This is a genomic window from Microcoleus sp. PH2017_09_SFU_O_A (assembly GCF_020738625.1).
Lineage (GTDB): Bacteria > Cyanobacteriota > Cyanobacteriia > Cyanobacteriales > Microcoleaceae > Microcoleus.
This window is the reverse complement of sequence record NZ_JAEQCF010000054.1, coordinates 1-24,705: the sequence shown is the minus strand read 5'-3', so window position 1 is coordinate 24,705 and position 24,705 is coordinate 1. Positions and strand designations below refer to the sequence as shown.

26 protein-coding genes are annotated in these 24,705 nt (G+C 45.7%); 15 read left to right on the top strand and 11 right to left on the bottom strand.

Annotation, left to right across the window (positions count from 1 at the left end):
• Positions 1-244 precede the first annotated feature (244 nt).
• The 4 genes from hisA to JGK16_RS20355 all read right to left on the bottom strand — a co-directional run bounded on the left by hisA (position 245) and on the right by JGK16_RS20355 (position 4,739).
• Positions 245-1,018, bottom strand: coding sequence for a 1-(5-phosphoribosyl)-5-[(5-phosphoribosylamino)methylideneamino]imidazole-4-carboxamide isomerase (gene hisA, locus JGK16_RS20370; RefSeq protein ID WP_293176908.1), 774 nt, complete (start codon positions 1,016-1,018; stop codon positions 245-247).
• A gap of 116 nt (positions 1,019-1,134) precedes the next feature.
• Complete coding sequence (locus tag JGK16_RS20365; protein ID WP_293176906.1) at positions 1,135-1,818, bottom strand: TIGR02117 family protein; 684 nt, start codon at positions 1,816-1,818, stop codon at positions 1,135-1,137.
• Positions 1,819-1,973: 155 nt separating this feature from the next.
• Positions 1,974-3,164, bottom strand: a complete 1,191-nt coding sequence (locus JGK16_RS20360; protein ID WP_293176904.1) for a glycoside hydrolase family 10 protein — start codon at positions 3,162-3,164, stop codon at positions 1,974-1,976.
• A gap of 165 nt (positions 3,165-3,329) precedes the next feature.
• Positions 3,330-4,739 (bottom strand): amidohydrolase, encoded by a 1,410-nt coding sequence (locus JGK16_RS20355; protein ID WP_293192067.1) that lies wholly within the window; start codon positions 4,737-4,739, stop codon positions 3,330-3,332.
• A 388-nt stretch (positions 4,740-5,127) separates the two neighbouring features.
• Between JGK16_RS20355 and JGK16_RS20350 the strand changes: the two genes are divergently transcribed.
• From JGK16_RS20350 to JGK16_RS20305, 10 genes are all read left to right on the top strand, one after another.
• The gene (locus tag JGK16_RS20350; RefSeq protein ID WP_293176900.1) at positions 5,128-5,898 is read left to right on the top strand and encodes an isochorismatase family cysteine hydrolase; all 771 of its coding nucleotides are present in this window, start codon (positions 5,128-5,130) and stop codon (positions 5,896-5,898) included.
• A gap of 410 nt (positions 5,899-6,308) precedes the next feature.
• A complete protein-coding gene (locus JGK16_RS20345) occupies positions 6,309-6,761 on the top strand; it encodes a cupin domain-containing protein (RefSeq protein WP_293146325.1) in 453 nt (150 codons plus the stop codon).
• Between the two features lie 124 nt (positions 6,762-6,885).
• A complete protein-coding gene (locus JGK16_RS20340) occupies positions 6,886-7,056 on the top strand; it encodes a hypothetical protein (RefSeq protein ID WP_293192069.1) in 171 nt (56 codons plus the stop codon).
• A gap of 13 nt (positions 7,057-7,069) precedes the next feature.
• Positions 7,070-7,429 carry a DUF952 domain-containing protein gene (locus JGK16_RS20335; protein WP_293176898.1) on the top strand — a complete coding sequence of 120 codons (360 nt, stop codon included), beginning with the start codon at positions 7,070-7,072 and terminating at the stop codon, positions 7,427-7,429.
• A gap of 315 nt (positions 7,430-7,744) precedes the next feature.
• The gene (locus JGK16_RS20330) at positions 7,745-8,320 is read left to right on the top strand and encodes a hypothetical protein (protein ID WP_293192071.1); all 576 of its coding nucleotides are present in this window, start codon (positions 7,745-7,747) and stop codon (positions 8,318-8,320) included.
• 124 nt (positions 8,321-8,444) lie between these two features.
• On the top strand, positions 8,445-10,799 hold the full coding sequence (locus tag JGK16_RS20325) for a glycoside hydrolase family 31 protein (RefSeq protein ID WP_293192073.1): 2,355 nt from the start codon (positions 8,445-8,447) through the stop codon (positions 10,797-10,799).
• Between the two features lie 683 nt (positions 10,800-11,482).
• Positions 11,483-12,655 carry a Fic family protein gene (locus JGK16_RS20320; RefSeq protein WP_293176892.1) on the top strand — a complete coding sequence of 391 codons (1,173 nt, stop codon included), beginning with the start codon at positions 11,483-11,485 and terminating at the stop codon, positions 12,653-12,655.
• 54 nt (positions 12,656-12,709) lie between these two features.
• The gene (locus tag JGK16_RS20315) at positions 12,710-13,858 is read left to right on the top strand and encodes an ATP-binding protein (RefSeq protein ID WP_293192077.1); all 1,149 of its coding nucleotides are present in this window, start codon (positions 12,710-12,712) and stop codon (positions 13,856-13,858) included.
• Positions 13,855-14,466: a hypothetical protein gene (locus JGK16_RS20310; RefSeq protein ID WP_293192079.1), complete on the top strand. Its 612-nt coding sequence runs from the start codon at positions 13,855-13,857 to the stop codon at positions 14,464-14,466. The genes JGK16_RS20315 and JGK16_RS20310 overlap by 4 nt, the downstream gene beginning before the upstream one ends.
• 104 nt (positions 14,467-14,570) lie before the next feature.
• Entirely contained in the window at positions 14,571-16,475 is a 1,905-nt protein-coding gene (locus JGK16_RS20305; RefSeq protein ID WP_293203373.1) for an ABC transporter ATP-binding protein, read from the top strand.
• Positions 16,476-16,717: 242 nt separating this feature from the next.
• Here the strand turns inward: JGK16_RS20305 and JGK16_RS20300 are convergent, their stop codons facing one another.
• A complete protein-coding gene (locus JGK16_RS20300; RefSeq protein ID WP_293176884.1) occupies positions 16,718-17,140 on the bottom strand; it encodes a hypothetical protein in 423 nt (140 codons plus the stop codon).
• Between the two features lie 298 nt (positions 17,141-17,438).
• Here JGK16_RS20300 and gnd point away from each other — a divergent pair, with 298 nt between their 5' ends.
• Positions 17,439-18,893, top strand: coding sequence for a decarboxylating NADP(+)-dependent phosphogluconate dehydrogenase (gnd, locus tag JGK16_RS20295; RefSeq protein ID WP_293176882.1), 1,455 nt, complete (start codon positions 17,439-17,441; stop codon positions 18,891-18,893).
• 34 nt (positions 18,894-18,927) lie between these two features.
• On the opposite strand, the gene JGK16_RS20290 is transcribed toward gnd, so the two are convergent.
• Positions 18,928-19,203, bottom strand: coding sequence for a hypothetical protein (locus tag JGK16_RS20290; protein ID WP_293192083.1), 276 nt, complete (start codon positions 19,201-19,203; stop codon positions 18,928-18,930).
• Positions 19,204-19,284: 81 nt separating this feature from the next.
• Between JGK16_RS20290 and JGK16_RS20285 the strand changes: the two genes are divergently transcribed.
• Complete coding sequence (locus JGK16_RS20285; protein WP_293176878.1) at positions 19,285-19,755, top strand: restriction endonuclease; 471 nt, start codon at positions 19,285-19,287, stop codon at positions 19,753-19,755.
• A gap of 3 nt (positions 19,756-19,758) precedes the next feature.
• Positions 19,759-20,172: an alternative ribosome rescue aminoacyl-tRNA hydrolase ArfB gene (arfB, locus tag JGK16_RS20280; protein ID WP_293176876.1), complete on the top strand. Its 414-nt coding sequence runs from the start codon at positions 19,759-19,761 to the stop codon at positions 20,170-20,172.
• 106 nt (positions 20,173-20,278) lie between these two features.
• Here the strand turns inward: arfB and JGK16_RS20275 are convergent, their stop codons facing one another.
• The 5 genes from JGK16_RS20275 to JGK16_RS20255 all read right to left on the bottom strand — a co-directional run bounded on the left by JGK16_RS20275 (position 20,279) and on the right by JGK16_RS20255 (position 22,946).
• The gene (locus JGK16_RS20275) at positions 20,279-20,869 is read right to left on the bottom strand and encodes a helix-turn-helix transcriptional regulator (protein WP_293176874.1); all 591 of its coding nucleotides are present in this window, start codon (positions 20,867-20,869) and stop codon (positions 20,279-20,281) included.
• 320 nt (positions 20,870-21,189) lie between these two features.
• A complete protein-coding gene (locus JGK16_RS20270; RefSeq protein ID WP_293176872.1) occupies positions 21,190-21,471 on the bottom strand; it encodes a helix-turn-helix transcriptional regulator in 282 nt (93 codons plus the stop codon).
• 311 nt (positions 21,472-21,782) lie between these two features.
• Positions 21,783-22,055 (bottom strand): helix-turn-helix transcriptional regulator, encoded by a 273-nt coding sequence (locus JGK16_RS20265; RefSeq protein WP_293176870.1) that lies wholly within the window; start codon positions 22,053-22,055, stop codon positions 21,783-21,785.
• A 137-nt stretch (positions 22,056-22,192) separates the two neighbouring features.
• Positions 22,193-22,435: a helix-turn-helix transcriptional regulator gene (locus JGK16_RS20260; RefSeq protein WP_293176868.1), complete on the bottom strand. Its 243-nt coding sequence runs from the start codon at positions 22,433-22,435 to the stop codon at positions 22,193-22,195.
• 229 nt (positions 22,436-22,664) lie between these two features.
• Entirely contained in the window at positions 22,665-22,946 is a 282-nt protein-coding gene (locus JGK16_RS20255) for a helix-turn-helix transcriptional regulator (RefSeq protein WP_293176866.1), read from the bottom strand.
• 362 nt (positions 22,947-23,308) lie between these two features.
• Here JGK16_RS20255 and JGK16_RS20250 point away from each other — a divergent pair, with 362 nt between their 5' ends.
• A complete protein-coding gene (locus JGK16_RS20250) occupies positions 23,309-24,307 on the top strand; it encodes a hypothetical protein (protein WP_293176864.1) in 999 nt (332 codons plus the stop codon).
• Positions 24,279-24,476, top strand: a complete 198-nt coding sequence (locus JGK16_RS20245; RefSeq protein ID WP_293176862.1) for a hypothetical protein — start codon at positions 24,279-24,281, stop codon at positions 24,474-24,476. The genes JGK16_RS20250 and JGK16_RS20245 overlap by 29 nt, the downstream gene beginning before the upstream one ends.
• The last annotated feature ends 229 nt before the right edge of the window (positions 24,477-24,705 follow it).

The following is a 24,705-nucleotide window of genomic DNA, read 5'->3' as shown; positions in this document are numbered from 1 at the left end:
CAACCCTTGATAAGTCTCGTTTTTACCTGAGTCCAGATCCCCCTAAATCCCCCTTAAGAAGGGGGACTTTGAGAAGACTCCTGTCCCCCCCTTCTTAAGGGGGGTTAGGGGGGATCTGGCTTTAATCGTCAAACAATAGTCTCTGAATGGGTTTGACGTTAAGTTGACACTAATGGGCATTGCCGTGTCCCTACGGGGATTGAGCGATAGGCGGGTGTACTTCATAAATGTGGAATTTGCTGTATCAAGCAAAACTTGAAGAACCCAAATCTGGGGGAACATCCTGCCATCTTCCTTGTCCTACTGCTTGAATTGCTTCTTTTAGCATGATATCGCCGGTATAAATTGCTCTACCAACGATCGCACTTTTGACACCAATTGGTTCCAAAGCCAACAAACTTAACAAATCTGCGATCGAACTGACGCCGCCGGAAGCAATCACCGGAATCGAGATGGCGCTAGCAATTTCCCGCAAAGATTCCAAATTCGGCCCTTCCATGGTGCCGTCGCGGTGAATGTCGGTGTAAATAATTTCAGCCGCCCCTAATTCTGCCATTTTTTGCGCCAATTCTGTCGCTAAAACTTCGGAAGTTTCCAGCCAGCCTCTAGTCGCAACTTTACCGTTTCTGGCATCGATTCCGACGAGAATTTGACCTGGAAATTCGGCACACAATTCACCGACTAATTGCGGTTGTTCGACGGCGACAGTGCCGAGAATGGCGCGCTGAACGCCTAATTTGAGAATTGCCGCGACAGAAGGGCGATCGCGCATTCCGCCTCCTAATTGACAGGGAACGTCTACTGCGCGGACGATCGCCTCAATAGCTGCTAAGTTTACAGGATGACCTGCTTTTGCCCCATCGAGGTCTACCAAATGCAGCATTGTGGCGCCTTCATTTACCCACTGTCTGGCGACTTCGACGGGATTTTCGTTAAAAGTTTGGGACTTGGCGTAGTCTCCCTGATAGAGTCTGACGCATTTTCCGTCCAAAAGGTCGATCGCTGGAATTACATTCATAATATTTGGGAATTGGGGAATTGGGGAATTGGGAATTGGGAATTGGGAATTGGGAATTGGGAATTGGGAATTGGTAATTGACTGCTGTCAACTGTCAACTGTCAACTGTCAACTGTTTAAATACCTTCACAACCGCTATTTAAATGAAACATAATCGATGACGATAGAGTTGACCACAAAGGAGTATCAATCTCAGCTTCTCGCAAAGCTTCAGCCGTCCAGTCATTGCAAGTTCTCAAAATAGAGTAACTGCCTTTTGCTTCATAAAAACTGTCAGTGTTGTAGTAGCCGTAGCTGATTTTTATTTTATTACCTGCTGCGTCTAATTGGAATGTATTTTTAAGGAAATTTACCAGCCTCCGATAATTTTTCCCACTAATTTTAACACATTTGGTTTCTATATCTTGAGGAAAAACTCGATAACCTTGAACGTGGAGGGTAGACGGAGTAGGGAGAAATAGAGCATTGAAAGCTATAACTGGGTTGATGGTTGCTGAGGTGGGACTTTCCAGCATAAAAGCTCGATCTCCCCAGCCAAAAGACAAATATTTATAATCATAATTTGCCTCTCGTCCTATTTGTGTAATTGGTAAATATTGATTCCAGTCAAAGTATTGATTTTTAACTGGAACGATGATTTCGGTGTGGATGCCTTGGTTAGAAACTTGTACGCTAACTGTGCAATTTTTTTGCGAGGATTGTTCCCACTTTCGGGGAGTCAGGTAGCCGATTGCAGCAAGGATAGCAATCAGACATAAATTAAGAATACAAATGCGGTAAATTAATTTAGTGTTAAACATTATATCTATTTTCAAGGTTCGTAGTGAGGACTTTAGTCCTTAATAATCTTAAGAAGAAGGACTGAAGTCCTCACTACGAACGAAGAAGAAGAAGGACTGAAGTCCTCACTACGAACGAAGAAGAAGAAGGACTGAAGTCCTCACTACGAACGGTTTTAAACAGGCGGGCGTTGCATCTTTGTGGGAAAGAATTCTTGCAGGGCAGAATTTCGCTGTTCGGGAGTTTCGCTGGCCCAATTTGACAAGCTTTCATAGAAAAAGAAGGAAACCCCTGCAAAATTTCTCTTTCGGACTGCTTGCACTTGCTCTTGAATTTGTGACAGCGGAATAGAACTGTTTTTCAAACCTGTTAAAATACCGATCGCAGTTGGAATGTGCTTTTTGGCGAGTTTGACTTCTTCCCGTTCCAGTTCGGCATTAAAACGCTTGATATCGCTGCGATACACCTGTACTATAAGTTCTTCGATGTAACCGCGTCTTTCCCAGGTAAACCAGTCCTGCAAGTGGGCGGGTAAAGCAAAGTGCAAGGGATTGGGAGATAAACTAATAATACATTTTTGTTTGCGGGATTTGATGGCGCGGGAAATTTGCCCCATGAAGTCGTTGATTTTGTCGGCGCGCCAGCGGATCCAGAAGGTTTCGCGGGCGTCATTGGAGGGAGGACTTTTGATTTGTTTTTCATACATTAACACTGTTTGCGGCTCGTAGCCAAACTCTACGGGCAAACCGAAATGGTCGTCAAATTGAATGCCATCTAGATCGTAATTATCGACGATTTCTAAGATTAAATCTAAGATAAATTTCTGAACTTCCGGATGAAAAGGATTCAGCCAAACTCGATCGTGCGTGCCTTCTTTCCAAATAGTTGAACCGTCGCGTCGCGTCGCCAGCCAGTCAGGGTGAAGTCTGGCTAATTCCGATTCGGCGGGAGCCATGAAACCAAACTCAAACCACGGGATTACTGCTATACTTTTTTTGTGGGATTGTGCTATAATTTCTTTGAGAATGTCTCGGTCTTGCAATCCTGGTGATGGGTCGATCGACTTTCCGAATACTCGTTTGGCTACAGCGCTGGGATAAAGCGTATAGCCTCCTTGCCAAACCGTAGGATAAATGGTGTTAAAGTTGAGTTTGTCCAGTCGATTTACAGCGTCAATGATGTTGTTGCGGGAGAAAATAACGTCGCTGTCAATATTAGTCAGCCAGATGCCGCGCAATTCGGTGGTTGGGGTTTTGGGTGCAGTTTGAGCTTCCATTCGGGGGGAGAAAATTGCGGCGGAGGTAAGGGCGATCGCAAAAACAACTATTAAAGCCAGTATCCGCCGCCATTTGTGCAGTTTAATCATCAATTTTTCGCAAACACCACAATCTAATATCATACTGTAACGTTCGCACTGCAAACCTGACTTTCTTGAACCCGCGGAGGCGGGTTTTGTCTGTATAGTCGCGGTTTCAACCGCCGAGTCTTTCTTCAACCCGCCTCCTCGGGTTTTGTCTGTCTAGTCGCGGTTTCAACCGCCGAGTGGCAATTTCATCACTTGGCGGTAGTGCGATTCAATCTCGCCCACCATCGGCGATTGGCGCTTGCTACTCCACTCGCTGCGATCGAATAATTGCCGCCTCAAACCATCAACATCAATGGTTTTCACCTTACCTTCAGCGACAATTTGTTTGCCGTTTACCCAAACGCTATCTACCGTATTTGTCGGGCGTCCCAAAATTAGCAAACCAATCGGATCGGTGCGCGGCAACAATGATAAACTGGTTAAATCGTACAGCACTAAATCGGCTTTTTTGCCGACAGTTAGCGAACCCATTTTATCGCCCAGATTCAAGCCTTTTGCTCCGCCCAGCGATGCCATTTCTACAGACTGGCGCGGTGTAATCCAGTGGCGGTAATCCAAATCCGTAATATTGTGCAGAATTGAACCCATTTTAATCGCTTCCAGCAAATCTTGAGAGTCGTTGCTAGCGGCGCCGTCGCAGCCAAAAGATACGTTTACTCCGGCTTTGCGGTATTTCAAAATCGGTGCAATCCCGCTTCCCAGCCGCAGGTTGCTGAGGGGATTGTGTACGACTGTCGATTGGGTTTCTGCCATAATTGCAATATCAGAATCGTCCAGCCACACGCAGTGCGCTAAGGAAGTGCGCGGACTTAAATAACCGATTTGTTGCAAATGTTCGACAGCGCTACAGCCGTATTTTTCGCGAGCTAACTGTTTTTGAGCGGGCGTTTCTAAGAGGTGGGCGTGCAGGCAAAGATTGTAGCGATCGCCCAAATCGATGCAGCCTTCAAACAAAGCATCAGAACACAGTTGAATTCCCGTCGGTGCCAGCAATATATTAACACCTTTTTCTGGATAGTGAAACTGTTTGATAGCTGCTTCCATGAGTTCCAAAGTTGCATTTGTCGAGCGAATGTAAGCCGCGTGCTCGATGCCACTCTCGCCCGCAGGCATTCCCGCTGTCAGGGATTCATCTTGAATTAACGGCCCGATAAAAGCGCGGATGCCGATTTCTTGATAAGCGCGAACTGCCGCAGCAATTGTCTCTAATTCTTGCCCCGGAATCAAAACTAAATGATCGACTACGCTTGTGCCGCCCGAGAGCAATGTTTCTACCGCAGTTCCCAAGGCACTCAAGTAAACTTGTTCCGGATCGAGAGGCGTAAAATCGTACAGTTCGCCAATCCACAACTCCAGCGGTAAAGGCGGAATAATCCCGCGCTGCCACATTTCAGAAGAGTGCGTGTGCGCGTTGACAAAACCGGGCAGCAGCAGCTTATTTTTGCCATCGATTGCTGTTTCTGTAGGAGCTAAATTTTGGGCGATCGCACTTATGCAATTATCGGCCACTTGCACGTCTGCGGTTTCATAACCACTCTCAACCGGAATCAAAGCATTTTGGATTGTAAAACTCATATATTTACCCTTTCTGGTGAATTCACATCTCTTTCTATTTTAGGACTAGATCATCTTCTTTTATCTCGTTCTCAGCCTTTTAAATATCGTTTAATCTCGTTCCCAGGCTATGGCTGGTAATGCATATAAGCGAGAAAGAGCCTCGCCTGTGGTTTACTGGAGGTAGAGCCTCCTGCAAGGAATTTCCAGGCTATGGCTGGGAACGATAAAATAGCCTGGAAACTAGAAACTTTTTGCCTAAATTTGGTTAATTTCAATAAAGCATCAAGTAGATCGAAACAGTTACGTTTGATACTGAGACTTAATCTTAGCAAAGATTTAAGATATCGCAAGTTAGCAACAATCAAAGAGTTATAAAATTGAAGTGGTTTTTCAGTCGCAATCTAATATGAATCCAGATAGCCTCCGCACCTTGGGCGTTGCGCCAAATGCTTGGAAAGTTGATGCTAAAATTGCCGACATCACCCGATCGCCGATCGCGCCTCAACCTGTTACCCTAGAAACAGAAACGAAAACCCTGCGATTGGACTTAGCAAAAGCAGCGATGCTAGTGATAGATATGCAAAACGATTTCTGTCACCCCGACGGTTGGCTATCACACATCGGCGTCGATGTAACCCCTGCGCGCACTCCAATTAATCCTTTGCAAAATTTGCTGCCAAAATTGCGATCGCACGCAGTACCCATTATTTGGATAAACTGGGGAAACCGCCCCGATTTGCTCAATATTAGCGCAGCTTCGCGCCACGTTTACAATCCCACGGGCGAGGGCGTAGGTTTGGGAGATCCGCTACCCAAAAACGGCGCATCTGTTTTGATGGCGGGGAGTTGGGCGGCCGCCGTTGTTGATGAATTAGAACAGAAACCAGAGGATATTTGCATTGATAAATATCGCATGAGTGCCTTTTGGGATACTCCTTTAGATAGTATCCTACGGAACCTGGGAAGAACTACACTTTTTTTTGGCGGAGTCAACGCCGATCAATGTGTCATGGCTACCCTACAAGATGCTTGTTTTCTAAACTACGACTGCATTTTAGTCAAAGATTGTACAGCTACCACATCTCCAGAGTATTGCTGGCAGGCTACTCTTTATAACGTTAAACAATGTTTTGGGTTTTTGTCTGATTCTCAGGCTATGTTAGAAGCAATTAAATAACTAGGGAATTAGTCATTAGTCATTAGTCATTAGTTATTAGTCATTGGTTATTGGTCATTGGTCATTGGTCATTAGTCATTGGTCATTAGCAATAAACTGGGGAGGTTGAGCCACGGACTAATGACTCTGAATGCTCACTAATGACAGCAGAAACATAGGGTGCATCTCATTTTGGCAAGGGCGAAGCATTTCGGCACATAATTTATGAACCAGAATCAGAGATTTACTGCCGAAATGCTTCGCCCCTACGAGTATATTTGCATTCATTGAGATGCACCCGAAACATATAGCAACTGTCCGAGACGGTTAGGAAGTTCTTAATTGCTAAAATCCTGGGTTCTGCTTCCCTCTTCCCTCTTCCCTCTTCCTTCTTCCTTCAGCTATAACAACTCACAACTAAGAATAAAAAAATGACAAACCAGTGCATGATTCCGGTGATGAAATCGCCTCAAGACTACCAAGCATTTCGCATCAGCCCGGGCGATACTAATAGATTAGCCATAGTTTTCGATCCGGCAACCGCGAATGCCTCATTAACTGTTTGCATCGAGATTTTCGATCCGGGCGGAAAAACTCCTCCCAACCGCCATCAATTTGCGGTAGAAATGTTTTTTGTACTCAAAGGAAGAGGGCAAGCGACTTGCGACGGCAAAACAGTTAGTATTAAACCTGGTGATAGTTTGTTAGTGCCTCCAACTGGCACTCACGTCATTGAAAATACGGGCAGCGAACGTCTTTACACTTTGTGCATTATGGTGCCAAACGAGGATTTTGTGGAACTAATTCGCAGCGGTACACCAGTCGAACTCGATGAGGAAGATATGAGGGTTCTCGGGCGATCGGATGTACTCGTGCCGTGCTAGGTTTGTAGTGAGGACTTCAGTCCGCAAAATAAACAGCTAAACGCGCTAAGTTAGATCGTTCGGACTTCAGTATACCTCTTGCAGAAATAGGTAGGAACGGGCAAGATGCCAGTTTCTGAATTCAATGCGCCTGAGTTTGAGTGCCGCTTGTTTTCCAGCTTATGACGTGAATCCGGGAACTGGCGCGCCTTCGGGTGCAGCGCGGTTAATTGATGCTAAAATTATGACGCTGACAGTAAGTTGTGGCGGGAGTTGTCCTTCTCAGATTTTACTGCCAATTGGCGATCGCACTTAAAATCCATCAAACTATGAGCGTTATCTTTCACATCACCCGCAGCCAACAGTGGGAAGAAGCAAAACAAGTGCAATCCTATCGCGGAGATACGCTAGATACAGAAGGATTTATCCACTGTTCGACTCTGCCGCAAGTTTTGAAATCTGCCAATAAATTTTTTGTAGGACAAACAGGATTGCTGCTGCTGTGGATTGACTCGGAAAAAATAGAATCTGAACTTAAGTATGAATTTGCCGCCGGTGAGGATTACCCGCACATTTACGGGCCGCTAAATGTGGATGCTGTGTTGCAAGTTTTTGAGTTTGAACCCGGTGCCGATGGCAAGTTTGAATTGCCGGCAGAGTTAACAGCAACTATCAACGAACAAGCTTAGTATCCTGTGAAGATACTTCAACAAACATCACTTATTAGTCAAGGTGTTTGATGATATTACTTTGGTGGTTATCGAGCACATGAATGAAGAGATAGCATCTAAGGATCGCGAATTAAATAATTTACACATATTTGTGGGATGGGCGTCCCGCCCGTCCTTTCGTGACGGGCGGGACGCCCATCCCACAAGAACAATAAAAATTGTAAGTTATTTAATTCTCATTCCTAAGTATTGCCGATAAATCTTCTAATCTGCAAATTATTAAGCTATTAAAACAGCATGGTGCTAAAATTTGACCGAGGATATTTTTTCAATATGATGCTTTTCAAATTATTGCCGATCGCCCTGCTATTATTAAGCTCTGCCATCAGTGGCGGTGCACTAGCACAATCGGCGAAACCCAGCAGACAGATCATCGGGCCGGCGATTGATTGCGATCGCGACGGACAACAGGACGACATCCGCATGGATGATGATGGTGATGGTATACCCGATCGCTGTTTGCTAAATCAAATTAAGCCTGTCATGAATCGGGAAAATTACGATCTAGAATTGAAACAACTTCAGGCTCAACCCTGTCAAAAAGCCACAAAAACCGTCAAAAATATTAGCTACATCATGTGTTCTACCAATGGCGGTAAAACCATTGTCAGTGCATCGGAAGCCCTGGTGGAAGTGGGAGATGGAGTGGGATTTTGGCTAAAAGGCGATCGGGTAAGGGCGATCGTCTTTTTTGGTACGGGTGAAGTTGTTTTCTTCAACCGTGGAGTGTTGGAAGCACAGATGTCAGATAAAGAAGTGACAACTGTTTTTAATGCTGATGAACGGCAGCAGTTTGAGAGGCTAGAAAAGAACGGAGTGCAGAGGATTTTGCAAGTATTTGGGAAGTAGATCGGGTTTTTAACAGGGAGAGAGTTTTATGTTTGATGAGGTTGATTTACTTGTTTCTTCCTTTTGCCAGATGACAACCCTTAACTCATCAAACGACAATTTATAATATTTCGAGTCATAGTATATGCCGCAATACTTCGGAAAACTCCAAACTACCGAACAGCCTTGGTCAATTATTGGCTCTATACAATCGATCGACAAAACCGATCACACAATTCACTTCAACTGTACCAACTCCTCTCTCAAAATCAGCATCCTCGCGCCGAATTTAATTCGAGTGCGAATGTCCCCGACAGGTGAATTTAAAGATAGATCGCACTCCGTAACTCTCCCCGACGAAGAATGGCAAATTGTACCTTTTGAAGTGCGAGAAACAGCGGAAAAAATCGAAATTGAAACAGCACAAATAACAATTTCTGTCAAGCGCGATCGCCCTGCCATCGAATGCTTTGACAAATCAGGAAAACCCTTTGCTAGCGACTGCGATCGCCCGATGGGATGGCGCACAGGTGCAACCGCCGCCTGGAAGCGCATCGAAACAGACGAACACTTCTACGGTTTCGGCCAACGCACCGGCTTCCTCGACAAACTCTCCGAAGTCAAGACAAACTGGACAATTGACGCCCTCGACTACAATTCCGTCACCGATGAAATGTACCAGGCGATCGCATTTTACATCGCCCTGAATCCCGATCGCGCTTACGGCATCTTTTTCAACACCACATTTTGGAGTCAATTCGACATCGGCGCGGAAACACCAGGGGTTTTGCGGATGGAAACCCGAGACACGGAACTCGACTACTACATCATCTACGGCCCCGAACCCGCCCAAATTCTCGCCACCTACACCCAGCTCACCGGCCGGATGCCACTCGCGCCAAAATGGGCGCTGGGATACCACCAGTGCCGCTGGAGCTACGAATCCGAGGACGTTGTGCGGGAGTTGGCCCGGGAATTTCGCGATCGCAGCATTCCCTGCGATGTCATCCACCTCGACATCGACTATATGCGCGGCTACCGCGTTTTCACTTGGAACCAGCAGCGCTTCCCCGATCCGGCGAAACTGATCGCAGATTTGAAAGCAGCGGGCTTTAAAGTGGTGACGATTGTCGATCCCGGTGTCAAGTACGAACCGGAAGCAGATTATCCAATATTCGATCGCGGTGTGGAAAACGACTATTTCGTCCGCACCGCCGACGGAAAGCTTTTCCACGGTTACGTTTGGCCCGACAAAGCCGTGTTTCCCGACTTCATGCGCCCCGACGTGCGCCAGTGGTGGGGCGAATTGCACAAAAGCCTGACAGATATGGGCGTTGCGGGGATTTGGAACGACATGAACGAACCTGCGATCGCCGATCGACCTTTTGGCGATGGTGGCGAACACATTTGGTTTCCGCTGGATGCACCGCAGGGCCCGGAATTCGATCGCACAACTCACGCCGAAACCCACAATTTGTACGGGTTGATGATGGCGAAAGCTTGTGCGGAAGGGTTGCAAAAAGTCCGAGGGGGCGATCGATCTTTTGTGTTGACGCGATCGGGATTTGCGGGGGTGCAGCGCTACTCCTCCGTGTGGATGGGCGACAATCAATCGCAGTGGGAACACTTAGAAATGTCGCTACCAATGCTTTGCAACATGGGGCTTTCCGGCGTCGCCTTTGTCGGTTGCGACATCGGCGGCTTTGCGGGGAATGCAACGGCTGAATTGTTCGCGCGGTGGATGCAGATGGGGATGCTGTATCCGTTGATGCGCGGTCATTCGGCGATGACGACAGCGCAACATGAACCGTGGGTTTTTGGCGATCGCACCGAGCAGATTTGCCGCGAATACATCAATTTACGCTATCAGTTATTGCCGTACATTTACACGCTTTTTTGGGAAGCTGCGATCGCGGGAACACCGATTTTGCGACCGCTACTTTATCACTTTCCGCGCGATCGTACAACTTATCACCTTTACGATCAAGTATTGCTCGGCCCATCGCTGATGGCTGCACCCGTTTACCGACAGGGAGTTGAGCATCGCGCCGTGTATTTGCCGGAGGGGACTTGGTACGATTGGTGGACGGGCGAATGCTATCAGGGCCCGACGCACATTTTGGCTGATGCACCTGTGGAGAGAATGCCGTTGTACGCGCGCGGTGGGGGGATAATTGCGTTAGCGAAGCCCTCGAAGAGGATCGCCCCTGTGAGGCAATTTGTTGAGGAAAGGGCGATCGATTCATTGAAAATGCGAATTTGGCCCGGAACTGGTGAATGGACGCTTTATGAGGACGATGGACACAGTTTTGAGTACGAACAAGCTGTCTGGGCTACGACTAATTACAAGGTGTATTTGGAAGGGCGAAAAATGATAGTTGAAATTGCGGCGCGGGAGGGGGAATTTGCGATTTCGGAGCGCGAAATTACTGTCGAAGTTGTGGGGATTGGGGAACAGCAATTTACAGATGATGGCACGGTGCGGCGTTTGATATTTTAACTAATACGAGTGGGAAGTCCCGCACTCTATCCGTTTACAGGATGAGTGACGGGATGAAAACGAGCAGCAAAGAAATTGAGCGATAGCGAATCCATGATAGGATCGAACTAACCGGAGATGACAAGAGTAGCCGTGGTGGGCGAACTTTCCGTTGTATAAAGGCTAGACACCACCTATCAGTTTCTGACTGGTAGCCCCAATATCCCGCTAAGCCATAAAAGAGCTGATGGATGGGTGAAAAAATCAACAATTCTACTCCTTGGGACACAGGGAGTCTGCCGGAAAAGATAAGTAATTATCTTGCTAGTAAGTACCACATAAAATAAAGGTGAGTAAAACCTACGGAGGGAGGATAAGACCAGCTTAGAGATGGCTCGCGTCGAGGCTCTCCCGTTGAAAGAGGAAGCCTGCACTCTATTTGTTTACAAAATGAGTGCCGGGTATGTCACGCAAGGTTCTCAACCATATCCGCAGGGACACAGCACTGCTGTGTCCTCCTGTCTCAACCATATCCGTAGGGACACAGCACTGCTGTATCCTCGTATTGCGATCGAGTTGGCCTGTCCTGGCAATCTTATTATACTAAAAAGACTTTTGCTATAATAAGATTCCGCGACCGCCGTCTTATTTCACTGGAATAACATAAGATAACAAGACCTCAACCTTTGTCCCTCCGTCACCCAATGATGCGATCTGGTCGATACGTCCAACAAACTGAAGGATACAGCGCCTTCATTCCAGCGCCCCTCCCTCCCGAACCGCCCATTAAAATGGACGCAGAGCTTCATCGCTTGCTCTCCAATGCCGATCGGGCTTTGGGAAGACTAGACGGTGCTACCTCTATTTTGCCCAACCCTGACCTATTCGTAGCGATGTACGTCCGTCAGGAAGCCGTTCTTAGTTCGCAAATTGAAGGAACGCAAAGCACCCTAGAGGACGTACTTCAATATGAAATTGATGTCAAAGGTCAAGAACGCTTTAAAGATGTGCAAGAGGTTGTTAACTACGTTAACGCCATGAACTACGGTTTAAAGCGGCTTCAAGAATTTCCACTTTGTCTGCGCTTGCTGCGAGAAATTCATACAGAATTACTCAAAGACGTGCGAGGAAGCGATCGCACACCGGGAGAATTTCGGAAAAGTCAAAATTGGATTGGCCCTCAAGGTTGTAACCTGGGTACTGCGGCCTATGTACCTCCAACAGTTGCAGAAATGCACCAATCTCTCGACAACCTAGAGAGATTTTTGCACGATACCAATTCTTTACCTGTACTGATTCATTGCGGATTAGCTCACGCTCAATTTGAAACAATACACCCATTTTTAGATGGAAATGGACGGATTGGACGATTGCTAATTACTTTTCTGCTTTGTCAGCAAGGAATCCTACAAAAGCCTTTACTATACCTCAGTCATTATCTAAAGTTTCACAGAATAGAGTATTACGATCGCCTGATGGCAATTCGCACTCATGGAGATTGGGAAGGATGGTTAAAGTTTTTTCTTCAAGGTATTTTTGAAGTCAGCCAGTCAGCAACAACTACAGCCCGTTCTATTCTGGAAATGCGCGAAAATCACCGCGAAATTATCGGTCAGCAAATTTCCAGTAGCAGTTATGGTTTGCGCTTGCTAGATATACTTTTCCAGCACCCAATCGTGAATATTCGTTTAGTAGAAAACGAATTGCAATGTAGTTACGCAACAGCTAGGAAAATAGTCGATAAATTTGTAGAAATTGCTTTGCTTGATGAAGTCACAGGTTGGCAACGCAACAGACTTTATCGTTACAAACCCTATCTGGATCTTTTTGAAAGCAGCTACTCACTAATCAATCCTGACAATTCTGATTCTCACTAAAACGCTAGTAAAAATTAACTCTATGATTAAGTATTTCTTGATTAGGTTAAAATAATGATTATCTCCCATATAGTTCTGCAAAATTGGCGCAATTTTCAGTCAGTGAATGTTGAGTTGCGCGATCGCGTTTTTCTGGTAGGCCCGAATGCCTGTGGTAAGTCAAACTTTCTCGATTCATTGCGCTTTTTGCGGGATCTGGCCAAAGCAGGAGGCGGATTGCAGAAAGCCGTGAGCGATCGAGGCGGCGTCTCAAAAATTCGCAGTCTTTATGCACGTCGATATCCCGATGTAGAAATAGAAATTCACCTTTCAGAATCTAATTCCGAACAGCCATTATGGAGGTATGGGCTGGGAATTAAACAGAAAAAAGGTGGGAAAAATGAGCCGATTGTTGCCTACGAGCGAGTTTGGAAGGGCGATCGGCAAATTATCGATCGCCCTACTCAAGAAGATGAGAACGATGAGCTACGTCTCACCCAGACTTATTTAGAGCAAATTAATGCTAATGCAGAATTTAGAGAAATTGCTAAATTTTTAGAATCGATTTTATATTTACATTTAATTCCTCAGTTAGTTCGTCATCCCGAAGCTTTTGCTACTCCTGGACTTTCCGAAGATCCTTTTGGTAGAACTTTTTTAGAGCGAGTTGCTAAAACTCCCGAAAAAACCCGAAAATCACGATTAAAAAAAATTGAAGATGCTTTAAAGTTAGCTGTACCACAATTGAAAAACCTCACAGATACCAAAGATGTGATGGGAGTTCCGCATTTAGAAGCTGTTTACGAACATTGGCGGCCCGGAGCGGGGAAACAACGGGAAGACCAATTTTCTGACGGAACGTTACGGTTAATTGGTTTGCTTTGGTCGCTGTTAGAAACTGATTCATTATTGTTACTAGAAGAACCAGAACTCTCCTTAAATTCGGCGATTGTTAGCAATCTACCGTCTCTGATTTATCGCCTTCAGCGTCCGAGAAAGCGACAGGTTATTCTCAGTACCCATAGTGCCGATTTGCTCTCAGACAAAGGCATTGGCGGCGAAGAGGTGCTGCTAATGACACCGACTGCTGAAGGAACTCAAGTAAAACTTGCCTCTAGTAACGAACAAATAACAATGCTATTAGAAGGAGGTTTAAGTATAGCTGATGCTGCACTTCCTCTCACAGCACCGCCCGCCATCGAACAACTCAGTTTATTCAAATGACGGATATTCCCATCAATTTAGTGTTTGAGGATGTACTGAGTGAAGCAGTTCTTAAAGAAATGCTTAAACAGTCTCAACGTCGATTTTCAGTGGGAAATTGCTTGAACCAGAGAGGATATGGCAAAATCAAAAAGATTCTTCCTGGATTAAATCATGCGGCGAAGGGAATGCCATACTTAGTATTAACTGATTTGGATAATGCAGACTGTCCGCTAGTAATTCTTTCCGAGTGGCTAACTCAACCAAAACATCCTAATCTGCTGTTTCGGATTGCGGTTAAAGAAGTGGAAGCGTGGTTACTTGCACATCGGGAGGGATTTGCCGAATTTCTGGGTATTTCAGTAGACTTAATTCCTGGCGATGTGGATCGAATTTCCGATCCCAAACAGCTTTTAATCACTCTGGCTAAAAAGTCAAGGAAGCGAAATCTGCGGGAGGGGATTGTCCCCGATCGTAATAGTACCGCAAAAATTGGTAAAGACTATAACGGTCAACTCATCCAGTTTGTCAATCAAAGTTGGCAGGTTGCATCAGCACAGACTAATTCCCCCAGTTTACAACGAGCTATGAATGCACTCATAAGTTTTCAACCAACCTGGGAAACGTGAGGAGAAAAAAAGAGAAATTATGCGCTCGCCAACGACAATTAATCAACTCATCATCTATAATATAACGGGAGGGGATGAGTAGACCCGACACCTACCCACAAACTATGCAACCCATCCAAATCACCACATTCCAAGCTTTGCGGCGCAGCCTAAGCCTGATAATCAAAGCCGCACCGATCGAACTCCGCAATTTAATCATACTCAACATCATCCGCGGTGCCGCCCCATCTGGCGTGCTTGTTTTAGATAAACTAATCATTGATGAAGTATCTCGGTTGCTGTCACGAACCCAAACGGCACAACCTTTAGCTTTGATGCTTTCCCACCCAATCTTGCTGTGGAGTATTGTCGGAGTCTTAACTCTCAAGTTAGTCAGCGATTCAATCGAAACCATGAGTTCTTTTGCTGCAACATCTTTGCGCGATCGAGTGCAAGGCGGAGTTGAAGGAAAAGTCCTCGAAAAAGTCGCCAATTTCGACGATATCGCCCTGTTTGAAAACCCCGAACTATTAAATATATTAGAACTTGCCAAAACCGGAGTTAAACAAGTACAGCAACTAGCATTCACCATCAGCATGACAATCACGGGAATTTGTATCTTCATTCCCTCGATCGGCCTGGCTGCATCAATAGCTTGGTGGGTTCCTGTGGTGATGGTGGTGTCATCACTTCCCTCAATTCACATTGAAAGAAAATATCTCAAACTTATCTGGAGAGTTCAAAAAAAGCAAGCTAAAATCACTCGCGAGATGAACTTATCCGCTACGGTATTGACAGGGGAAGAATATGCTAAAGAATTGCGTTTGTTTGGCTTGCAGGAACTTTGGCTCAAACGCTGGAATGGTCAGTATTTGCAGTTTTTTAGCGAGATGCAGCAAGTGCGAAAAAAAGGAGCGATTGTTGTACTTTTGTGGTCGATATTTAGTAGAATAGGTGTAGCCTTGCCATTTGTTTATGTGGTGATGGGAGCTTTGGGAGGGCGCTACACTTTGGGAGATTTGGCGCTGTATTCTGGTTTGATTGTCCAAGTAGAGACGAGTTTGCAATTACTGATTGGTAATTACACTAATTTGTACGATATTTCCCTCGGCGTCAGTCCGATTTTTCAACTTTTGGATCTCAAACCCGAGTTGCAGTCTCCGCTGCTGAATGTGGCATCTCGCTTGCCTAGTTTAGAAGATTACGGGCAAGATGCCCGTGCCACAAATCAAGTATCAGATCACGGGCAAGATGCCCGTGCCACAAAAGATAAAATTGGTATCGAGATTAAGGATTTATCTTTTTGCTATCCCGGTAGCACTAAAAGCACGATCGCAAATATCGACTTAACCATTAATCCGGGTGAAATGCTAGTGCTTGTCGGGGAAAATGGCGCGGGTAAGACGACTCTTGGCAAACTCCTCGGTCGCCTGTACGACCCGACAAGTGGTACGATCGCCTGGAATGGCAAAGATTTGCGATCGTACCCTCTAGCATACGTGCGATCGCGCATCGCCGTTGTCATGCAAGATTACGCCCGTTTCCCCTCCACAGTGCGCGAAAACGTCGGTTTTGGCGACTTGCTTTCACTGTCGGATGACACCGCAATTAACGAAGCTATTTCCGAAGCAGGAATTAGCGCAAAAGTCAATAGTCTTTCCGCAGGTTTAGAGACACCGTTGGGGAAACAATTAGAAGACGGCATAGACTTATCGGGGGGACAGTGGCAAAGAATTGCGATCGCCCGCGCCTTAATGCGGCTTGATACAGCCGAAGTCCTAATTTTTGACGAACCAACCGCCGCCCTCGACCCCAAGACAGAACACGAAATTTACAGCATCTTCCGCCAAATCGCCGCCGGGAAAACCACGATTGTCATCAGCCACAGGTTGGGATTGGCCAAAATTGCCGATCGCATCGCCGTGATGGAAAATGGTAAAATAGTCGAAATCGGAACTCACGACGAATTGATAGAATTGGGCGAAATATACCATTCAATGTTTACCCGTCAAGCTAGCAGCTATATTTAGATATTGGTTATTGGTTGCTTGTTATTAGTTATTGGTTATTTTGTATATCAAATCGGGTGACATCCGAATTATGTAGTGCTGTCCCCGCTCGCTATTGGGGTAGCGAGCGGGGACAGCACTGACTATTCCGATGCAACCAGAAACGATATTATTGTTATTTTTTGCCTGCTACGAATAACCAATAACCAATAACTAATCACCAACTGTCAACTGCCAACTGCCAACTGCCAACTGCCAACTGACTATCTCCCAGTCAGCGTATCCGCATAAGGATCGGGCAAAGCTTGCTGCACCTCCAACACCGACAAAGAATCTCCACTTACAGGTTGGCTAATTGACTTTTTTTTTAGCCCATCCCCCCGCATATCGCGCTCTTGCAACTTCACCAATTCCTCCTGATAAACAGCAACAATTCGCCCCAAACTGATCACCAAATCATCCCAATTCTCATCTCCCACCAACTTCTCAGAAATCCCCTCAAACAACTCTCCAGCCTGCCGTTTTTGCACGTAAGCCTTCAACAGCTTTCCCGACTTTTGCAAAACCGCCTGATAAATCTCTCCATCCGACCACCACAGCCCCTGTTGACTCAGCAGCCAAGTCAAAATATACTCCCGAGCGTGTTGCTCCTTCACCCAGGCTGCCAGATACTGCAAATCTTCCATAATTACAACAGTCTCCTAAATTTTCCTCAAAATGTCCGCTTATCTGTATCTATCGTTACTGCGATCGAATTAATATCCGTCTCATTATCCCTCACCGCTCTCTTTAATATCGCTAATATCGCTTAAATCTTAAAAAAACCCTAGTGATTCACCAAACATCAATTTTTTGAATATAAAAATACACTTAAACTGACATCTTGCATCATGCTCGCTTAACAGGCTTTCCGGCCTGTTCCACAAAGAGTAAATTCCCTCTCAGGTCTAAAGACTCTGAGTTTCCCACTTACCGAGTATTTTTATGGCAAAGCAAAATTTTGGTTTAATCGGTCTAGCAGTTATGGGCGAAAACCTAGCCCTCAACGTCGAAAGCAGAGGCTTCTCCGTAGCGGTATACAACCGCACAGCAGCCAAAACCGACGAATTCATGGCAAAACGGGCCCAGGGCAAAAACATTGTAGCCACCAAGACTCTGGCGGAATTCGTCGAAGCTCTAGAACGTCCTCGAAGAATCTTAGTCATGGTACAAGCTGGCAAAGCCGTAGATGCGGTAATTGACCAGCTCAAACCCATGCTAGACCCCAATGACATGATTATTGACGGCGGCAACTCCCTCTACGATGACACCGAACGTCGCACCAAAGATTTAGAAGCTGCCGGACTGGGATTTGTCGGCATGGGCATTAGCGGCGGCGAAGAAGGCGCACTGAATGGCGCTAGCATGATGCCCGGTGGCACGCTGGCAGCCTACAAGGAATTAGAGCCAATTCTCGTCAAAATAGCGGCTCAAGTAGATGACGGCCCCTGCGTCACATTCATCGGCCCTGGCGGTGCCGGTCACTATGTGAAAATGGTGCACAACGGTATTGAGTACGGGGATATGCAGCTCATTGCTGAAGCCTACGATTTGCTAAAAAACGTCGGTGGACTCAGCGGCCAGGAGTTGCAGGAAGTTTTTGCCGAATGGAATACAACTGACGAACTCAACTCGTTTTTGATTGAAATTACGGCTAATATTTTCAAATACATTGACCCGGAAACTAAGCAACCCTTAGTTGAGGTAATTATGGATGCTGCCGGTCAAAAAGGTACTGGTCGCTGGACTGTAATGAGTGCTTTGGAATTGGGCGTGAGCATTCCCACAATTATCGCTGCTGTGAATGCCAGAATCATGTCTTCTTACAAAGCAGAGCGCGTCAAAGCTTCGGAACAACTGACGGGGCCTACCACCAAGTACGAAGGCGATCCTAAAGAGTTTGTGAACAAAGTTCGGGATGCTCTTTACTGCTCGAAAATTTGCTCCTACGCCCAAGGTATGGCGCTGTTGAGCGCGGCCTCAAAGTCGTATAATTATGACTTGAGTTTGAGCGAAATTTCCCGCATTTGGAAGGGCGGCTGTATCATTCGGGCTGGATTTTTGGACAAGATTAAAAAAGCTTTCAAGGACGATCCCGCACTGCCGAATTTGCTGTTAGCGCCAGAGTTTAAACAGAGCATTCTCGATCGCCAATCAGCTTGGCGCGAAGTGTTATCTACGGCTAGCCTGCTGGGTATCGCTGTACCGGCCTTCAGCGCGTCCCTGGACTATTTCGACAGCTATCGGCGCGATCGACTCCCGCAAAACCTGACGCAAGCTCAGCGCGATTATTTCGGGGCTCACACCTACGAGCGCACTGACAAGCCGCGTGGCGAGTTCTTCCACTCTGAGTGGACTCAGGCTGCGAAAGAGTCGCTGCAAACTGGTACTGCTGATTAATTAGTTTTTGTAGGGTGCGTTTCGGCGCACCTTACTAATTAATCTGGGGTTGCAAATTGTTTTGACGTTTGTTTTTGAGATAGCTTTTAATATATTCGTCGTTAAAGAGCGATCGGGCGATCGTGAGTGCTTTTTGTCTTTCTGCGTCTGTCATGTAATCATCGCCTTTTAAACCTGATGGCGGGTGTCGGGGATCGTCGCCTGCATCCAGGAATCGCTGACGGACGTTAGCGAAGCCCTCGAAGAGGATCGCCATTAATTCTCCCAATCTCCGGTCTTGTTCTCGAATGATATCATGCGATTTCGTCATAGTCTTCAACCTCGTCTATACGAACAACTCGCCACTTTGTATTATAAACTATAGATATCTCTTTAAAGTAAGTGTAATTTTATGAAACCTTTTCTAGTAAGAGCCGCTGCCATTATCGGTGATATTGCAGCATTGGTATTTGATACAATTAAAGAAGAAGAATCAAAAAAACTTTTATCAGACAGCGGTATTCTCGAAGTGGATGCAATGACTGGCAAAGAGTTTGAAAAATTTCTAGCTGTCCATTTTAGAAACTGTGGTTATAGCGTCACTTTAACTCAAGACAGTCAAGATTATGGAGCAGATTTGATTTTGTACAAAGACGGATCGAAAACAGTAGTTCAAGCAAAAAGAAGCAAAAATCCAGTTGGGATTAAAGCAGTTCAAGAAGTAGCAGGAGCCGTCAGACATTACAACGGAAATAAAGGCAGAGTCATCACCAACAACAGATTTACAGAAAATGCTTGCAAACTTGCCAAATCTAACGACGTAGAGTTATGGGATAGAAAAAAACTCATCGAATTCATCCTGACAGCTAAGAATTATCAATAAATCATGATAGAAATTTCCAACACAGTATTTATTGCCGATCGCGAAATTGAGATTAGCGCCATTCGCTCCCAAGGCGCGGGCGGACAAAATGTAAATAAGGTGGCGAGTGCTATTCACCTGCGCTTTGATATCCCAGCTTCTTCATTACCCGATCGCTACAAAGAGCGTTTATTGCAACTCAACGATGGGCGAATCACCTCCGAAGGTGTGATTATCATCAAAGCACAGGAGCACCGCAGCCAGGAACAAAACCGCGAGGAGGCTTTGAGGCGGCTGCAAGAATTGATCAAAAGTGCGATCGTCATCCCGAAAAGGCGCAAACCCAGCAAAGCGACTCGTAGTTCCCAGCGCAAGCGTCTTGACAGCAAAACCAAGCGGGGGCAGATTAAGGCTCTGAGAGGGAAAATTACCGATTGAGGGATCAAAGGGCTCCCAGGTACGTAGTTGCGCTTCAGCGCTCTTTTTGGGATATCGGAAAGAGCGCTGAAGCGCAACTACGTACCTAAGAATTAACCCCTGCGCGTTATTTGTCCGATCGCCCTCGCGATCTACTGGATAAGTCATCGGGAATTTTAGTTACGTCTAATCCTAAAAGCTCAAACATAGTTTTTAGAGAAACTTGGTATAGGTTAGCCAGTGCAGCCACGTTTTCAACAGTTGGCATAGACTTTCCTGATTCCCAGTCAGCTTGCATCCGCTCAGAAACGCCGATATGTTGTTTGACTTGAGGGCGGGTTAGCCCAGCTTGTTCTCTGAGAAGCCTTAATGGAGACTTTTCCTTTTCTTGCGAATTTTCTTCCCTAATACATGAAGCTTGTTTCACTGATTCTGGCTTCTTGACCTCCGTCGAAAGATGAAGTACACTTAATGCTTGTAGGTCATCGGGAATTTTGGCTACGTCTAATCCCATACATCTAGCAAGTGTTTTTAGAGGTACGCCTAGCTCCCGCGCCAGAGCAATGACGCGATCGAAGCGAGGAATGGCTTCTCCTCGTTCCCAATCACCAATAATGCGAATTCCTACCCCCATTCGACGACTAAGTTCGGGTTGGGTCAAATTTGCACTTTCTCTCAGGTTTTTCAAGGTTATCGTTTCTCGGTCTTCAGCTTCCATTAACTATAGCAATTAATTGCTAGCAAAATAGTGCTTGACAAAGTTGGTATCTGGCACTAAACTGCTAGTAGATAGGCAAAACAAAGGCGGCCTGGCAAGCCTCCTTCGATCAAAATGCAGGTTTGAATAACCGCCTCACTTGTAGTGTCTATCAATTATGCACCTGCATAACCCTTAGTATTTTTGGGGCTTGAGTGCATACCTCAAGCTCCTTTCCCTGAACTCCGAGGAGGTGATGCGATGTCAATCGTCGATCGACCTACAACACAGCCCAACTCAAAATTGTACCAAAGATTCCGACCATGACTTCCCTGTGCTTGTTAGTTGTCCGATCGTGAGGGCGATTTTACCAAAGGGATATCGTCAGGAATGTTGGAGATATCGATGCGTAGCAATCTAGCGACGGTTTTGGGCGAAAGCTTTAACTCCCTGCATAGGGCGAAAAAATTATCCGCCCGTGGCATTTTCCGACAATTAACCCAGGAATTCACTGTATTTAGAGAAACTCCTAGGTTTCGGGCTAGTTGTTCCTGCGTAGCTTCAGCCAATTGGATAGCTTCTTGAATAGTTTCTGGTTTGAGATAGTCTATATCTTGATTCATTTAAACTAAAGTTATACAACTTTAGTTGACAAATTAGAATTATCCAACTAAAGTTGTAAGTGACGGACATGGCAGAAGGTGGTCGGCGAGCCTTCAAGTTCAAAACGTGCAGGTTTTAATAACCGCCTTGCTTGTGCTGTCTATCAATTGTGCTGGCATACAAGAGCCTATTTTTGGGGTTTGAGTGCATACTTTAAGCCCCTTTCTCTGAACTCCGAGGAGGTGGTGCCATGTAAAAGGTCGATCGACCTTACAACACAGCCCAACTCAAAATTGTACCAAAAATCCCGACCAAAACTTCGCTCTGTTGGTTAGCTGTCCCTCGGCGGCACGTAATCATCAACAAGTCCTGACACATCTAGCCCGATCGAGTGACAGAACTGTTTCAAGCTAATATTTAGGGCTGTACAAATGGCTATTGCAGTATCAACTCTGGGTTTTTGTTTTCTTTTTTCTATGGAATACAAAGTATCTTCAGAAACTTTCCCCGTCAGTTGCAGGCTAAGCTCACGGCGACTAAAGCCCCTGTATTCTCTAATTTCCGCAAGGCTCATTTCGTATAAATCCCGTACTTCTTGATTCATTATGCAGAATGTTTCGTAGTTTACCCTTGACAAAGACAGGAAGCCTGACTAAACTACGAATAAAGGCATAGCAAGCAGCCGGCAAGCCTGAAAGCACAACCCAACTCAAAATTGTATCTGTTGGTTTAATTTAATTGCTAATTCGGCCCAAAGCTCTCTGGAAGTTCATCTATTTTTTCTATTTTTAGTTCTCGGCAAATAGCTTTCAACTGAAAGAGAGAAAATTTTGGTTCTGTGGCTCCAGATATCCATCTATGATATGTGGCCCGCGGAATCCCGCATCTAAAAGCAAACTCATCTTGTGATAAGTCTGTTTTGTTGATTCTTAGGGCTTCCAATGGTGAATTGCCCTCCTGTCTTCGTTCTTTTCTTGATGACATTGTAACATAAAATCTCAAATTGAGATGTCATACTTGACAAAATTAAATCGACATCTCATAATGAGACAAAAGCGACATAACACAAGTCGGTCGGTCAGGCCGAACAGTCCAAACGTCCAAGTTTGAATAGCCGCCTTGAGGTGATGCGATGTAAAAGGTCGATCGACCTTACAACACAGCCCAACTCAAAATTGTACCAAAAATCCAGATCGTGACTTCGCTGTACTTGTTAGTTCTCGTTGGGTGAGGGCTCACGATTTGGTAAGTCATCGGGAATTTTGGTTACGTCTAACCCTAAAACCTCAAACATAGTCTTGAGAGAAACTTGGTACAGGTTAGCCATAGCAAGTATATTCTCAGCATTAGGCAGAGCCTTGCCTAATTCCCAGTCAGCTTGTCTTCGCTCGGAAATTCCGATTTTTTCTTTGACTTGAGGGCGTGTTAGTCCAGCTTGTTCTCTGAGTAGCCTCAATGGAGACTTCTCCTTTTCTTGTAAATCTTCTTCTATCATAGGACAAAATATTCATGATGCAAACGTCTTGACAAAGGCTGTAATAAGACGTAAACTTCATGTTGGCAGGCACAACAAGGGCAGCTCACTGAGCCTCCAAAGTCAAAATGCAGGTTTGAAGAACCGCCTTATTTGTAGTGTCTATCAATTATGCACCTGCATACCCTTAGTATTTTTGGGGCTTGAGTGCATACCTCAAGCTCGTTTCCCTGAACCTCTCCAGGAGGTAATGCCGTGTAAAAGGTCGATCGACCTACAGCACAGCCCAGCTCAAAATTGTACCAAAAATCCCGACCAAAAATTCCACTTTGCGATCGCCCAACTTCCGTGCTATCGTTCCCTTTCTCGACCCCTTCCCGATCATGACCACATCTACCGACAACTTCTACCTAGGCGATATCGCCTCCAACTTTCACTTCGCAGGCCCGCTGCTAGACTTTGAAGAAGAAATCCAGAATCAATCGCCCTTTCACGATTTAGAGTATCTGACAGGCGAAATAAAAAGAGGATTCCTCGACTACGTGCGACAAGGGATCATGCTGGACGCGATCCGAAAACTGCGCTTGTACAAAGACAAGTTCAAAACTTTCAAAATTTACTGCGAACAAGCCTTAGGCAGACAGTATTTTTATTGCACGCAAATTATCAAATCTGCGGCAATTTGCCTGCGCTTAATAAAAGCCGGATTTGAGATTTTGCCTAGCTGCGTCGCTCAAGTTGTCCCCTTGTTCAAACACGCAGTCACAGATCAATACGGCGACTGTGCTTTACAGGAAAAGTGGCAAGAAGTTGTGGATGTCATCCCCAAAGAAAGGATTACAGCAATAACGATAGCCGAAACAGTTGACAACAATCCCAACCTCAGGTTAAAACAAATTCGGATTAAAACCGACACCTACGCCCTGTTGACCAAAAAAGCAGCCGCTGCGGGAATGTCAATTTCGGAATTTTTGGGGCGGCTGGTTGACGAATACAACCCCAGAATTGTAGAGCAGCCGGCGGAACACACTCCCGAACAAGAGGAGATTTTAGACCAATTGGACGCGGAGTTTAAGAAGCCCGCAGCGGAACAGATTTCAAATTCTGCTCCAGCCAAAGTTAAATCTAAAGGTTTTGGAGTAAAAAATGAGCCAAAAGGTGGTAAAAGGGAGGTGAAGGCGAAAAGTTCGGAAGGTAAAGTAAAAGCGAAAAGCTCTCCAAGTGAAAATAAGCTGAAAAATAAGCAAACAGAAATTCCAGTCGAGAAACTATCCAATTTATTTCAGGAACAAAATAATGAAGTCATCTGCCCAAAACCCAATCATGCGTCAACTGAAGCTGATGGAGGCTCAATTGACCCAGATTCAGTGCCAACTGATTAAAGCCACTGTGTTGAATTGGTGGCAAATCGTTTTGCCTGACGGACAGAAGATTGCGATCGAGCACGCGGGCGGCGGACACTGGATTTTTCGGGCTAACGGCCTTGAAAAATCGCATCCTGAAGTGCGGCTAGCGGTGTTAAGGGCGATCGCCGAAGGCTGTCGTCGATAAGCTACGATTAAGGACACGGCGCTGTGTCGTGTCCCTACTGGGTGATGGGAGTTGTCATGATTTGGGGATGTTGGGGCGATACCTTCGGTCTGCTTCGCTTACGCGATTAGTATCGAGATTGGTTAAAAGTGCTATCCACCAATCACCGGACATAACAGGACAACCAGTACCTAAAGGTGAAGAGATAGCCAGCCTCAGTTACAACTACGTTTTGAGGGTGATGACACCT